The sequence below is a fragment of the Staphylococcus sp. HMSC071G07 genome (assembly GCF_001811435.1).
Lineage (GTDB): Bacteria > Bacillota > Bacilli > Staphylococcales > Staphylococcaceae > Staphylococcus > Staphylococcus pettenkoferi.
In genome coordinates this window covers 192,035-204,893 of sequence record NZ_KV804750.1, presented here as the reverse complement: position 1 = coordinate 204,893, position 12,859 = coordinate 192,035, and the positions used below count along the sequence as shown (strand labels likewise).

The window sequence follows — 12,859 nt, the reverse complement described above, 5'->3', positions numbered from 1 at the left end:
TCCTCCTTAGAATTCTGCTAACTCACGCATTTTATTCTTAATCTTATCAGGGTTCATCATAAACTCATCTTCTAGTGGTGGTGAGAAAGGCATGGACGGAACATCAGGGCCAGCGAGTCGCATGATTGGCGCATCTAAGTCAAAGAGACAGTTCTCTGCAATAATGGCTGCGACTTCTGACATTACACTGCCCTCAAGATTGTCTTCAGTGATGAGTAATATTTTGCCTGTGCGTTTCGCACGTTCAATAATCGTTTCTTTATCAAGTGGATAAACCGTACGTAAATCGACGACTTCCACATCAATACCCTCATCAGCAAGTGCATCGGCTGCTTGGATACTGTAATTAACACATAAACCGTATGTAAAGACAGTGAGATCATGGCCTTCTCTCTTCACATCAGCTTGGTATAACGGAACCGTATAATAGTCTTCAGGGACTTCTTCTTTCAATAAGCGATACGCTTTTTTGTGCTCGAAATACAATACAGGATCATTTGATTCGATCGAAGCAAGTAACAAGCCCTTTGCATCATATGGTGACGATGGGATGACAATTGTCAGTCCGGGTGTAGAAGCAAAGACACTTTCAATACTTTGAGAATGATAAAGCGCACCATGAATGCCGCCACCAAATGGAGAACGAATTGTTAAGGGTGCTTGCCAACCGTTATTTGAACGGTAACGCATCTTAGCAGCTTCACTAATAATTTGGTTTGAGGCAGGTAAGATATATTCAGCAAATTGAATTTCAGCGACTGGACGTTTACCCATCATAGCTGCGCCGATAGCGGTACCTACAATATTAGATTCAGCGAGCGGTGTATCGATAACACGTTCGATGCCAAAGCGTTCTTGAAGCCCTAGTGTCACACCGAAGACGCCACCTTTTTTACCTACGTCTTCACCGAGTACGAAGACATCGTCGTCTTTCTCCATCGCTTGATGCATCGCTTGGTGGATGGCCTCTAAATATGATAATTTCGTCATGCTTCTATGCTCCCTTCATCGTAGACATGCGTGTAAGTCTCTTGTGCATCTGGATAAGGTGCTTGTTCTGCTTCTTTCGTTACTTTGTTTACAATATCTTTGTGCTCTTGCTCAAGTGCATCTAACCAGTCTTGATCGATGATGCCTTGTTCTAGTAAGTAGTTTTTAAAACGGAGATTACAGTCTAAATCTTTGAGACCATCTCGAATTTCTTGTGAACGGTATTTATCATCATCGTCGGAGGAATGTGGCGTCATACGTGTACACATTGCTTCTATAAGTGTCGCACCTTCGCCATTAATCGCGCGTTCACGAGCTTCTTTCATCGCTTTATACATCGCAATCGGATCATTGCCGTCAACTTGTTCGCCATGCATACCATATCCTAATGCTCGATCGGATAATTTTTCAGCGCCATATTGTAAATTGTCTGGAACTGAGATGGCGTATTTATTATTTTCAATAACACAAATAAATGGCAGGTTATGTACACCAGCGAAGTTTAATCCTTCATGGAAGTCACCTTGGTTAGAACTTCCTTCACCTACTGTACTCATAGCGATGTTAGGCTTTTTATCCATTTTTAAAGATAAAGCTGCACCTACCGCATGAAGTATTTGCGTTCCTACCGGTGAACTTTGTGACAGTATACCTAATGATTTTTGACTAAAATGAGATGGCATTTGTTTACCACCAGAGTTGATGTCGTCCTTTTTAGCAAAGGCAGAAAGCATCGTATCTAATGGTGTCATACCTAAGTATGTAACGAACGCTAAATCACGGTAGTATGGTGAGGAGATGTCACCTTCTTCCATTGCATAGGCCATGCCAATTTGGGTAGCTTCTTGACCCTGACAACTAATCACGAATGGAATCTTACCTGAGCGATTGAGCAACCACATGCGCTCATCTATCTTACGGCCGAGATCCATCCATTTATACATCGTTTTCAAATCATCTTCGTTCAGACCGACACTTCTATAGTCAATCATCTTATTTCCTCCTTCTTAAACGTGAATTGAACGTCCTTCAATCTTTAATCCCAGTTCCATTAACACTTCAGATAGAGATGGATGGGCATGGGTAGTTAAGCCTAATTCCAAAGCAGAACCGTTCATAAATTGAAGTAATGAGACTTCGTTAATCAATTCCGTAACATGAGGTCCAATCATTGCGAGACCTAATATATCATTAGTTGCATTATCGACGACCACTTCACAGAATCCTTTATCTTTGTCTGGCGTATCAATCACGGCTTTACCAATTGCAGCGAATGGGACTTTCTGTACAGTAATTTCATAACCCTGTTCTTTCGCTTGTTCTTCACTCAAACCTATAGATGCTACTTCTGGATTGGTATAAATACAACGTGGCATTTGATTGTAATCCACTGCTATTGTACCTGCATCAAACATATGATCTACGGCAGTGATGCCTTCCTTAGAACCGACATGAGCAAGTTGTAACTGTCCAATGCAATCGCCTGCTGCATAGATATGACTTTCATCCGTGTGTTGGTAGGCGTTCGTCTGGATGTGCTGCTGTTGATTGGTTTGCACTTTCGTATTATTCAAGCCGATATCATCTGTATTTGGAACACGTCCGATAGCTACGAGACATTTGTCAAAGCTTTGCTCAGTATCTCCAAGTTGTAGCGTAACGCCATTTGAATGATCAGTGGAAACCGTTTCTTCACTTAAGGCTGTGTTCTCATAGAAAGTCACACCTTTTTGAGTCAACGAACGACGTAAAGTTTGCGCTACCCTTTTACTTTCGTTAGGTAAAATGCGTGGCCCAGCTTCAATAACAGAGACATTGACACCCAAATCATTGAATAAAGACGCAAATTCTAAACCGATGACACCACCACCAATAATCACTATAGAATGTGGCAATGTTTCGAGTTGTAATACGTCGTCGCTAGATAAGACGGTTTGATGGTTGAAAGGCAGAAATGGCAATTCTGCTGGACGCGAGCCAGTCGCAATCAGCACATGTTGGTTAGGAATAAGTGTAGACTCACCATCTTCAAATTCAACCGCAATCGTACCACACTGAGGAGAGAAGATGGATGGTCCTAGGATACGACCTGTACCATTGTAAACATCAATGTGATTCTGTTTCATTAAATGCTGAACACCTTGATACATTTGATCAACGATCGCTTGTTTACGTTTCATCATATCAGCAATATCGAAATCGAAACATGCGACGTTCACACCAAATTCTGAAGCTTGAGCTACAGTCTGTACGACTTCAGCAGATTTTAACAATGCTTTTGTAGGGATACATCCTTGATGTAGACATGTGCCGCCAAGTAAAGAACGTTCCACAATTGCTACTTTCTTTCCTAATTGTGATGCACGAATCGCTGCGACATAACCCGCAGTTCCGCCGCCTAGTATGACGAGATCATATTGTTCTTCAGCCATATTTTTACTCCAATCTATACAGGTTTAAGCGTGTGAGGTATTATTTAAAGTTAAAATGTTTGTTCAAAAGTTATTCCACAGTACATTTTACCTTAAAGCAACATAATAGAAAAAGATAATCACTCATAATTGTTATTAGTTATTAAGACAACGTTAAGCAACTGTGAAATAAGTTAGTTACAATTGATGTTCTAACCTATCTCACAGTTGATTTGAATCGCTTATGCGCGTTGATTATGTTCAATCATTTCTTTCGCATTCTGACGTGTGAGTTCAGTCACATTAGCTCCTGAAATCATACGTGCAATTTCGTCTATTCGAGCATCTCCGGTAAGCTCTTCAACGTGTGTCGTCGTGCGCTCATCCTCTGTCGTGCCTTTCGTGATGAGTAAGTGATGATCACTCATCGTTGCCACTTGAGGCAGATGTGAAATACAAATAACTTGGATATGCTCAGCTAAATCTCTCATCTTCTCAGCCATCTTCTGAGCAGCTTGGCCTGAAACGCCTGAATCTACTTCATCAAAGAGAATCGCTGTTTGACCTCTTGATTTCACAAAGATTGTTTTTAAGGCAAGCATGATACGCGAAAGCTCGCCGCCTGAAGCGATTTTATTTAAACTCTTTAACGGTTCGCCCCGGTTTGGACTAATTAAGAATTCTACAAACTCGATGCCTTCACGATTCGGTTGTTCGAGTGGTTTGAATGAAATCTCTAAATTCGCATCTTTCATTTGCAGATTCTGAATTTCATCAACGATATGTTCTCTTAGCGTTTGCGCTACTTTACGACGCGCTTTAGAAAGCTTCTGACCAATATCAAGTACTTGATGATATAAATTTGAGATTTCCTCTCTTAATTGAGAGGTGCTTTCTTCGTAATTCTCTATTTTATTAATTTCATTTTCAATTTTCGCTTGATACTTAATGAGTTCCGAAACGTCTTTACCATACTTACGCTTCAAATTGTTAAGTAAGTTCATGCGTGATTCTAATTCGTTTAAATATTGTTCATCAAACTCTGTATTCGTCAGTTCGTCATAGAGTTGATGCTTTGCATCTTCCAACGTATAGTAGAATTGATCAACCTCTTCTTTGAGCGTTTGATATTGCTCAGGTAGTATTTCATTGACACGCTCAAGTTGGTTGCTCAACTCATACAAACGGTCTGGAATAGCATGCTCGTCTGTTAGTGTAAGATGCGCATTATTCAATGCAATATTGAGATTCTCAGAGTTCTTAATACGGTTGATATCCGTTTCTAGCTCTTCGACTTCATCTTCTCTAAGATGTGCCTCTTTAAGTTCATCATTTTGAAACTTTAATAAATCGAGTCGTTGAAGTAAAGCCTGATCGGCTGATTCTAACTCGGATAGTTCTTTCTTCTTAGCCATATATTTATCATATGTTGACGTATAATTGTCTAATAAATCGGCATATTGGCCTTCTGCATAATTATCTAATAATTGTAGATGATATTTTTGTTTCAATAATGTTTGCGTCTCATGCTGACCATGGATATCGAGTAATTCTTGCATGACACGTCGTAAATCTGCCAGTGTAACGACTTGGTTATTGATACGGCAAATACTTTTACCAGAGCTAAAAATCTCTCGCTTAACTAATAAGAAATCCTCATCTACATCGATAGACATATCCTCGAGAATGGAGATAGCGTCTTTACTTTCGTCTATGTCGAATATACCTTCGATAATCGCTTTCTTCTCGCCGTGGCGTACGTAATCAGAAGACGCACGCATCCCGATAAGCTGGCCAATTGCATCAATGATGATGGACTTACCCGCACCCGTTTCACCACTGAGCACCGTTAAGCCATCTGAGAGGTGAATTTCTAAAGTATCAATAATTGCAAACTGTTTAATAGATAAGGTTTGTAACATTGAAGTTCACTTCCTTATGCTTATAGTAAGTTAAAGATTCTTGTCTTGATTGTCTCACTCGCGTCTTTGTTACGGCAAATGATTAAGCATGTGTCATCACCACAAATTGTACCGAGTACTTCTTCCCAATCAATTTGATCGAGGATAGCCCCTATGGATTGAGCATTGCCTGGTAAAGTCTTTAAGACGAGGAGATTCTCAGTGCCATCAATGTTGACGAAAGAATCCATTAAATAACGACCAAGTTTCTCAAGAGGATGGTATTTACGGTCGTTCGGCAAGCTATAGACATATTGTCCTGCTGGCGTAGGTACTTTGATGAGTTGAAGTTCTTTAATATCTCTGGATACAGTTGCTTGAGTAACATTTAAATCATACTCGTTTAAACGTTTAACGAGTTCATCTTGGGTTTCAATCTTCTCATTAGAGATAATTTCACGTATCTTGATATGACGGACTGACTTTTTCGCCATGTATAACACCTCTATCAACGAATATTTATACAATGATTTTAACACATTGCTTCCCATTTCACTACTATATGTATCAGTGATTGAGAGTGTGATATGCGTGGACTACAGTATAATAAATATTAATTATTGTGGTTGATTTATGGACACTTTGTAAGTATATTCATGTATATAAATTAATAGATGAGATTTTCTCGTTTATTTAATACAGCTTTGGATAAACTTTCAACAAGCACTAGATGAACTTAAATTGTCACCTCTACTTGATTGATGTCTCAATAAAAGAAGTTCCATGAGAGCCAACTTGCTCCCAAATGGAACTTAGGTTTATCAACGCTAATTTCATATTAATGATCACGTTGTACAAAAAGTTGAATAATTTCATTTAAATGTGACGTATCGTATTGAGGTTGCAGTGTTTCTAAATTGCGATATGCACTATCAGCTTCATGCTGTAATTTTTCTTCTGCCCCTTCTTTTCCTAATAGAGAGACATAAGTACTTTTATGATTGGTCACATCGCTACCGACTGCTTTACCGAGCTTATCTTGGTCTCCGTAAACGTCTAACAAGTCGTCTTTAATTTGAAACATTAAGCCGAGATGTTCACTGTAAGCTTCTAACGCATGCGCGATTTCTGTCGCAGGTTGAGCAATATCAACCGCAGCCATAACTGCAAAATTCAATAAAGCACCTGTCTTAGTACGATGAATTTGTTGCAAGGTCTCTAAATCAATATCTGAATTCTCGCTTTCCATATCGAGCACTTGGCCACCTACCATACCTTGATGTCCACTCGCTTTGGATAGTCGTGCAAGGAGCTGAACCTTTGTCTCAGGTGCTAACTTAGAATCAGTAGAGATGATTTCAAATGCCTTAGTGAGTAACGCATCTCCAGCAAGAATCGCTTTCCATTCACCATAAACTTTATGGTTAGTAAGCTGTCCACGGCGATAATCATCATTGTCCATTGCTGGTAAATCGTCATGAATAAGAGAGTACGTATGGATCATCTCTAGCGCTAAGGCAGTATCTAATCCTTGATAGACGTCTTCATTTAACGTATGAAGTGTTAAAAGTACCAATAGTGGACGTAAACGTTTGCCACCCGCGTCGAGAGAGTAACGCATGCTTTCTTCTAAATCGGTATTCAGGTGCGTATCACTCACTGCTTGTTGAAGATGCGAGTTAATGAGGTTAATATAGTCAGTCATTTGTTGATTCATTGTTATTATCACCTTCATTATCTGACGCTTCGTCTTTGACAAGTTCATTGACTTTCTCTTCTGCGTTTTTCAAAGTTTCATTACAAGATGCAGATAACTTCATACCACGTTGATATAAATCGAGAGACTCTTCAAGTGATACCGTCTCATTATCTAATTTATTGACGATACTTTCTAATTCTTTCATCATTTCTTCAAAACTTTGCTTTTCTTCACTCATCATTTTTACCCACTTTCTCTACAGAAGCTTTAATATTTCCGTCTTTCATAGCTAAATTCAACTGATCGCCTTTACTAATTTGATCCACACTTGTTACGACTTGATCATCTTTACTAATGATAGAGTAACCCCGTAACATGACGTTAGTTGGACTCAAGTTATTGAGCAATTCTACTTTATTCTTGAGTTGCGTTTCGTTATGAGATAACATCTGTCGCAAGCGTTGAACGAGTACTTGTTGATAACGCGCTGCATGACTTTGATATTGTTTAATGTCGTTCAATAGATAACGCAAATTAAATTTTTGAGCAAGCAAACGTAAATCTTGTCTTGCCTGTGTCAATTGCATTTTTAAATTAAGATTTAATTGCTTTTCTAACTCATCACGACCTTGAATTTGTTGATCGTAAAGTAAAGATGGCGTCTTAAATTTATAATAAGATGCTAAATAATCTAAGCGCTTACGTTGTTGTTTAATGATTTGCTGTATCTGACGCGTCATAGATAATTGTACTTGTTTGAGTTGTTGCATCAGTTCAAACTGATCTGGCGTAGCTAGTACGGCAGCATGTGTAGGTGTAGCGGCTCGGACATCCGCGACTAGATCGCTAATGGTATAGTCCGATTCATGACCTACTGCAGAAATAATCGGTGTTTGGCAATTATAGATTGCACGTGCAACCTCTTCTTCATTAAAGTTCCATAGATCTTCAATTGAACCTCCGCCACGACCAAGGATAATCACATCTACACCGAGTTGATCTGCTTGTTCAATCTTGGCCACGATATCATCTTTCGCTTGCTTTCCTTGTACTAACGTACTGATATACTCTTGTTTCACTAACGGATAGCGGCTGTTTAATGTCGAATGAATATCTCGAATGGCTGCACCTGTACTTGCAGTGAGTATTGCTATGCTTGAAGGAAACTGTGGTATTGGCTTTTTATTGATATCATCAAACAAGCCTTCTTTACGTAACTTCTCTTTCAGCTCAGCTAGTCTTTGATACAGAATACCAATGCCATCTAGCTGCATCTTATTGACGTAAAGTTGATAATTCCCTCTTTTCTCAAATACCGATACACGTGCTTCGATCAGTACTTCGTCACCTTCTTTAGGTGTAAAGCCAAGTTTAGACGCGTTACCTCTAAACATCGTCGCGTTGATGACACTATTGTCGTCTTTGACATTAAAGTAGAGGTGACCACTCGTATGCTTTTTAAAATTGGATAATTCACCTTTAATTAAGATAGTTTGAAGATGTGGATCTTGATCAAACTTGTACTTAATATATTTAGTTAAAGCAGAAACGCTGAGATAATCTGTCATACCGCCACCACGCTTTATTTAATATTACTTAAGACCCCGTTAATAAATTTATGATGATTGTCATCACTGAATTGTTTAGTCAATTCAACAGCTTCGTTAATCACGACTTTTTCAGGCGTATCGCCATTCATAAGTTCAAATGTCGCCATACGTAGGATAATACGATCTGTTTTAAGCAAACGATCGAGCGTCCAGTCTTGTAAATAAGGTGCAATCTTCTCATCTAAGACACTCTCGTGATCTTTCACTCCTGTAACGAGCCAGTTGATAAAATCTAAATCAATATCATCTTCGTCTTTATCATCTTTAATGAAATTCACAGCTTCAGCTATAGATAAGTCATTATTTTTAACTTCTAATTGAAATAGAGTTTGAAAAGCTTGTGTTCTAGATTCTCTACGACTCATGATAAACTCCTTCAAAATGTATTTTTTATCTACTTATGAATGTTCAGTGTCATCATCCATAATATTGTATTTCTCTAAGAATTTCGTGTTAAATTCCCCACTTCTAAAGATGTCATTCGATAAGAGATTCATATGGAAAGGAATTGTTGTATCAATGCCTAATACGAGATATTCGCTTAACGCACGTAAACCAGACATAATGGCATCATCTCTCGTCGGTTGGTGCACGATTAATTTACCAACCATTGAATCGTAATATGGTGGAATCGTGTAATTGGTATAACATGCTGATTCTACACGTACACCGAATCCTCCTGGCGCAAGATATTGCGTAATCTTACCTGGTGAAGGCATGAAATTCTTGTATGGATTCTCAGCATTAATACGAAATTCCATGGCGTGTCCATTGATAGTGACATCTTCCTGCTTAAATGGAATCGCTTCTCCCATTGCAACTTTCAGCTGTAGCTTCACTAAATCCACACCTGTAATCATTTCTGTAACTGGGTGTTCAACTTGGATACGCGTGTTCATTTCCATAAAGTAGAAATCATCCGTATCTAAATCATAGATAAACTCGATAGTTCCTGCATTCTCATAATTAACTGCCTGTGCTGCACGAATAGCTGCATTACCCATCTCAACACGTTTCTCTTCGCTGAGAATTGGGGATGGTGCTTCTTCAACGAGTTTTTGCATACGGCGTTGAATCGTACAATCTCTTTCGCCGAGATGGACGATGTTACCGTGCTTATCACCCATGATTTGAATTTCAATATGTCTGAAATTCTCGATGAACTTCTCTAAATATAAGCCGCCATTACCGAAAGCAGTTTCGGCTTCTTGTTGTGTCATCTTAAAGCCGTTTTCCAACTCTTTCTCGTTGCGAGCTACGCGGATTCCTTTACCGCCACCGCCAGCAGTCGCTTTGATGATCACTGGATAGCCAATCTCTTTGACTAAGTCTTTCGCGTCATCAATTGTTTCAACGAGACCTTCGCTACCAGGTACAACGGGAACATTAGCACGTTTCATTTCTTCTTTAGCCACATCTTTGATACCCATCTTCTGAATAGATTCGTAACTTGGTCCAATAAACTGAAGTTGGCACGCTTCACATAGCTCAGCGAAATCTCCATTTTCAGCTAAAAAGCCGTAACCTGGGTGGATACCGTCGCAACCTGTAGAGGTAGCGATAGAAAGTATATTAGGTATGTTCAAGTAGGAATCTTTAGATTGCGTAGGTCCGACGCAATATGCTTCGTCTGCAATTTGAGTATGTAAAGCATCTTTGTCGCCTTCTGAGTATATAGCAACCGTCTGTAATCCTAGCTCTTGACATGCACGAATAATGCGTACCGCAATTTCTCCGCGGTTAGCAATTAATATCTTCTTCATCTTACTTCACCTTGAATAACGGCTGGCCATACTCTACCATTTGGCCGTCCTCGACTAAGATTTCTGTGATTTCCCCAGAGATTTCTGCTTGGATTTCGTTGAATAGTTTCATCGCTTCTAGGATACAAACTGTTGTATCATTAGACACTTTGTCACCTACTTGTACGTAGGGGTTCTCTTCTGGTGATGGTGATTTATAGAATGTACCTACCATTGGTGCTGTAATTGTTTGAGCATCGTCATCTGCTTGAGCAGACGCTTCACTATCTTGCGCACTAGGTGCTGGTTGAGCAGGTGCCTCTGATGGTGCAGCATACTGTTGTACGGGTTGTTGTGAACTAATTTGAGGAGTAATAATTTCAGTTTCTTTTTCTTTCTTTAAATTAACAACATTTGTTTTATCTTCTATATTAATCTCAGTTAAACTTGATTGATCAAGTATATCGATAAGTTCTTTTATTTCTTTAAAATTCATACTACTGACTCCTTCAGTTTGATTTCATCTATCTATTCTATTTTACTTGAGTGGAATATTCAATTCAAGTCTATGTATACGTCTTTAGTTTTATTCAAATGAAATAGAATTTGTAAAAAATGAGTTTGTTTCCGTCTTGATGGATTATCACACTGCCTCAGTACGGGTGATATTAAGGTTGCAAACACGACAAAAATATAAGGCCCAGACACACAATGATGCGTGCTTGGACCTGTGACTATATGAATTATGATGCGCTTACAAAAATAATTAGAATGCTTTATACGTGAGCTTATTCGGCATCATGTATTCGCGCGTGATGCATAACTACCATCGCTAGTGTTGATGACAAGTACGTCGCCCTCGTTAACGAATAATGGCACGTTTAAAGTGTAACCTGTTTCAACAGTTGCAGATTTAGTAGCACCTGTAGCAGTATCCCCTTTAATACCTGGTTCAGTTTCTGTTACTTCAAGTTCAACTGTTTTCGGAAGCTCGATTCCGATAATTTCACCTTCGTAACTTTGAATTTGAACGTCCATATTTGCTTTTAAGAATTTCAATTCTTCTTGTAAGTAATCGCCAGGAAGTTCTACTTGTTCGAATGTTTCATTGTCCATGAAGACATGAGTGTCACCATCAGCATATAAATATTGCATGCGGCGATTCTCAATCATCGCTTGTTCTACTTTCTCACCCGCTCTAAATGTCTTCTCTTGAATCGCACCTGTTCTAAGGTTACGTAATTTAGAGCGTACAAAGGCAGAACCTTTACCTGGTTTCACGTGTTGGAAATCGACAACTTTCCAAATTCCATTGTCTACAGAAATAGTTAATCCTGTCTTAAAATCATTAACCGAAATCATTCAGTTTCCTCCTCATTAACGCTTTCATTATAAAATAATAAGGTCTTTCGATGATTTAGTAAAGCGTTCACAACCATTTTCAGTGATTAAGATATCATCCTCAATACGAACGCCACCTAAACCTTCGAGATAAATACCAGGCTCTATTGTAACACATTGATTCACTTTAAGCGTGCTATCACTGCGACGTGAAAGCGCTGGCCCTTCATGAACATCTAAACCAATACCATGACCTAGGGAATGACCGAAATAGTCTCCGTAGCCTTTCTCACTGATATAGTCTCTGGCTACTGCGTCGAGTTCGCTCGCTTTCATACCTGGTTTGGCTGCTTCAATCGCTTTAAGATTAGCGTCAAGCACGATTTGATGAATCTCTTTAAGTTTATCATCAGGTTCTCCTACAGCAAATGTACGTGTAATATCTGAAGCATAACCTTTGTAGTAAGCACCGTAATCTAAAGTGATTAAGTCACCATCTTCAATGACTTTGTCACTTGCGACACCATGTGGCATAGCACCACGATAGCCTGATGCGACAATCGTATCGAACGATGTGTCTTCAGCCCCGAGTTCAAGCATCTTACTTTCAAGTTTCGCTTTAACGTCATGTTCCGTCATGCCCGCTTTCGTAACCGTTAGAATATAGTCATATGCTTCATCGACAATCTCAGCAGCTTTTTGAATAATTTGAATTTCATCTTCAGTTTTGACTTCACGAATTTCTTCGATGGCACCTGAAACACTAATTAAGCTAATTGGAGCTTTACTGAGTTTGAGATACGTATCATATGAGACAAGATTCCCTTCAAAGCCTACATTTTCGACATTTAACTCTTGTAAATGTGATTTAATTGCATCAAGTAAGTTTCCATCTTGATTAATGACGTTAAATTCGGTAGCTTGTTGTGAAGCTTGATCCATATATCTAAAGTCAGTGAGCAAGATTCTCTTCTCTGGCGTGATAATCAATGCCCCGCTCGTACCTGTAAATTGAGATAAATACCGACGATTGAAATCTGACAGTACAACGAGCGCATCTAAGTGTTTGTCGCTCAATAATTGCTTCACTTGTTCTAGTCTATCCATGATCATTCCCCCGTCCTTTAAGTTTGTACTTTTCCTGCTTATACCTTAAAATGATAGC

The 12,859-nt window shown here is 39.1% G+C and carries 13 protein-coding genes; all 13 read right to left on the bottom strand.

The features are described 5' to 3' along the window. Positions 1-6: 6 nt before the first annotated feature. Positions 7-990 (bottom strand): alpha-ketoacid dehydrogenase subunit beta, encoded by a 984-nt coding sequence (locus tag HMPREF2802_RS01020; RefSeq protein WP_049405232.1) that lies wholly within the window; start codon positions 988-990, stop codon positions 7-9. Beyond that, complete coding sequence (locus tag HMPREF2802_RS01015; RefSeq protein ID WP_070502475.1) at positions 987-1,982, bottom strand: thiamine pyrophosphate-dependent dehydrogenase E1 component subunit alpha; 996 nt, start codon at positions 1,980-1,982, stop codon at positions 987-989. The genes HMPREF2802_RS01020 and HMPREF2802_RS01015 overlap by 4 nt, the downstream gene beginning before the upstream one ends. A 15-nt stretch (positions 1,983-1,997) precedes the next feature. Beyond that, a complete protein-coding gene (lpdA, locus tag HMPREF2802_RS01010; protein ID WP_070502474.1) occupies positions 1,998-3,422 on the bottom strand; it encodes a dihydrolipoyl dehydrogenase in 1,425 nt (474 codons plus the stop codon). Between the two features lie 221 nt (positions 3,423-3,643). Further along, positions 3,644-5,323: a DNA repair protein RecN gene (gene recN / locus HMPREF2802_RS01005; RefSeq protein WP_070502473.1), complete on the bottom strand. Its 1,680-nt coding sequence runs from the start codon at positions 5,321-5,323 to the stop codon at positions 3,644-3,646. A 20-nt stretch (positions 5,324-5,343) separates the two neighbouring features. Then, complete coding sequence (gene ahrC, locus HMPREF2802_RS01000; protein WP_002473170.1) at positions 5,344-5,796, bottom strand: transcriptional regulator AhrC/ArgR; 453 nt, start codon at positions 5,794-5,796, stop codon at positions 5,344-5,346. A gap of 344 nt (positions 5,797-6,140) precedes the next feature. Continuing rightward, positions 6,141-7,019, bottom strand: coding sequence for a polyprenyl synthetase family protein (locus HMPREF2802_RS00995; RefSeq protein ID WP_102696079.1), 879 nt, complete (start codon positions 7,017-7,019; stop codon positions 6,141-6,143). Next, entirely contained in the window at positions 7,000-7,239 is a 240-nt protein-coding gene (locus HMPREF2802_RS00990) for an exodeoxyribonuclease VII small subunit (RefSeq protein ID WP_070502608.1), read from the bottom strand. The genes HMPREF2802_RS00995 and HMPREF2802_RS00990 overlap by 20 nt, the downstream gene beginning before the upstream one ends. After that, the gene (gene xseA, locus HMPREF2802_RS00985) at positions 7,232-8,569 is read right to left on the bottom strand and encodes an exodeoxyribonuclease VII large subunit (protein ID WP_070502472.1); all 1,338 of its coding nucleotides are present in this window, start codon (positions 8,567-8,569) and stop codon (positions 7,232-7,234) included. Before xseA ends, HMPREF2802_RS00990 begins: the two co-directional genes overlap by 8 nt. Positions 8,570-8,583: 14 nt before the next feature. Then, positions 8,584-8,976, bottom strand: coding sequence for a transcription antitermination factor NusB (gene nusB, locus HMPREF2802_RS00980; protein WP_002473162.1), 393 nt, complete (start codon positions 8,974-8,976; stop codon positions 8,584-8,586). 33 nt (positions 8,977-9,009) lie between these two features. Next, positions 9,010-10,374, bottom strand: coding sequence for an acetyl-CoA carboxylase biotin carboxylase subunit (accC, locus tag HMPREF2802_RS00975; protein WP_049410342.1), 1,365 nt, complete (start codon positions 10,372-10,374; stop codon positions 9,010-9,012). A gap of 1 nt (position 10,375) precedes the next feature. Next, a complete protein-coding gene (gene accB, locus HMPREF2802_RS00970; RefSeq protein WP_070502471.1) occupies positions 10,376-10,849 on the bottom strand; it encodes an acetyl-CoA carboxylase biotin carboxyl carrier protein in 474 nt (157 codons plus the stop codon). 302 nt (positions 10,850-11,151) lie between these two features. Then, positions 11,152-11,715: an elongation factor P gene (gene efp, locus HMPREF2802_RS00965; protein WP_002472500.1), complete on the bottom strand. Its 564-nt coding sequence runs from the start codon at positions 11,713-11,715 to the stop codon at positions 11,152-11,154. Between the two features lie 27 nt (positions 11,716-11,742). Beyond that, entirely contained in the window at positions 11,743-12,801 is a 1,059-nt protein-coding gene (locus tag HMPREF2802_RS00960; protein WP_070502470.1) for a M24 family metallopeptidase, read from the bottom strand. Positions 12,802-12,859 lie beyond the last annotated feature (58 nt).

Coding starts and splice junctions, on each gene's coding strand:
- HMPREF2802_RS01020 (WP_049405232.1), bottom strand. CDS start 990: ATGACGAAATTATCATATTTAGAGGCCATCCACCAAGCGATGCATCAA.
- HMPREF2802_RS01015 (WP_070502475.1), bottom strand. CDS start 1,982: ATGATTGACTATAGAAGTGTCGGTCTGAACGAAGATGATTTGAAAACG.
- lpdA (WP_070502474.1), bottom strand. CDS start 3,422: ATGGCTGAAGAACAATATGATCTCGTCATACTAGGCGGCGGAACTGCG.
- recN (WP_070502473.1), bottom strand. CDS start 5,323: ATGTTACAAACCTTATCTATTAAACAGTTTGCAATTATTGATACTTTA.
- ahrC (WP_002473170.1), bottom strand. CDS start 5,796: ATGGCGAAAAAGTCAGTCCGTCATATCAAGATACGTGAAATTATCTCT.
- HMPREF2802_RS00995 (WP_102696079.1), bottom strand. CDS start 7,019: ATGAATCAACAAATGACTGACTATATTAACCTCATTAACTCGCATCTT.
- HMPREF2802_RS00990 (WP_070502608.1), bottom strand. CDS start 7,239: ATGAGTGAAGAAAAGCAAAGTTTTGAAGAAATGATGAAAGAATTAGAA.
- xseA (WP_070502472.1), bottom strand. CDS start 8,569: ATGACAGATTATCTCAGCGTTTCTGCTTTAACTAAATATATTAAGTAC.
- nusB (WP_002473162.1), bottom strand. CDS start 8,976: ATGAGTCGTAGAGAATCTAGAACACAAGCTTTTCAAACTCTATTTCAA.
- accC (WP_049410342.1), bottom strand. CDS start 10,374: ATGAAGAAGATATTAATTGCTAACCGCGGAGAAATTGCGGTACGCATT.
- accB (WP_070502471.1), bottom strand. CDS start 10,849: ATGAATTTTAAAGAAATAAAAGAACTTATCGATATACTTGATCAATCA.
- efp (WP_002472500.1), bottom strand. CDS start 11,715: ATGATTTCGGTTAATGATTTTAAGACAGGATTAACTATTTCTGTAGAC.
- HMPREF2802_RS00960 (WP_070502470.1), bottom strand. CDS start 12,801: ATGGATAGACTAGAACAAGTGAAGCAATTATTGAGCGACAAACACTTA.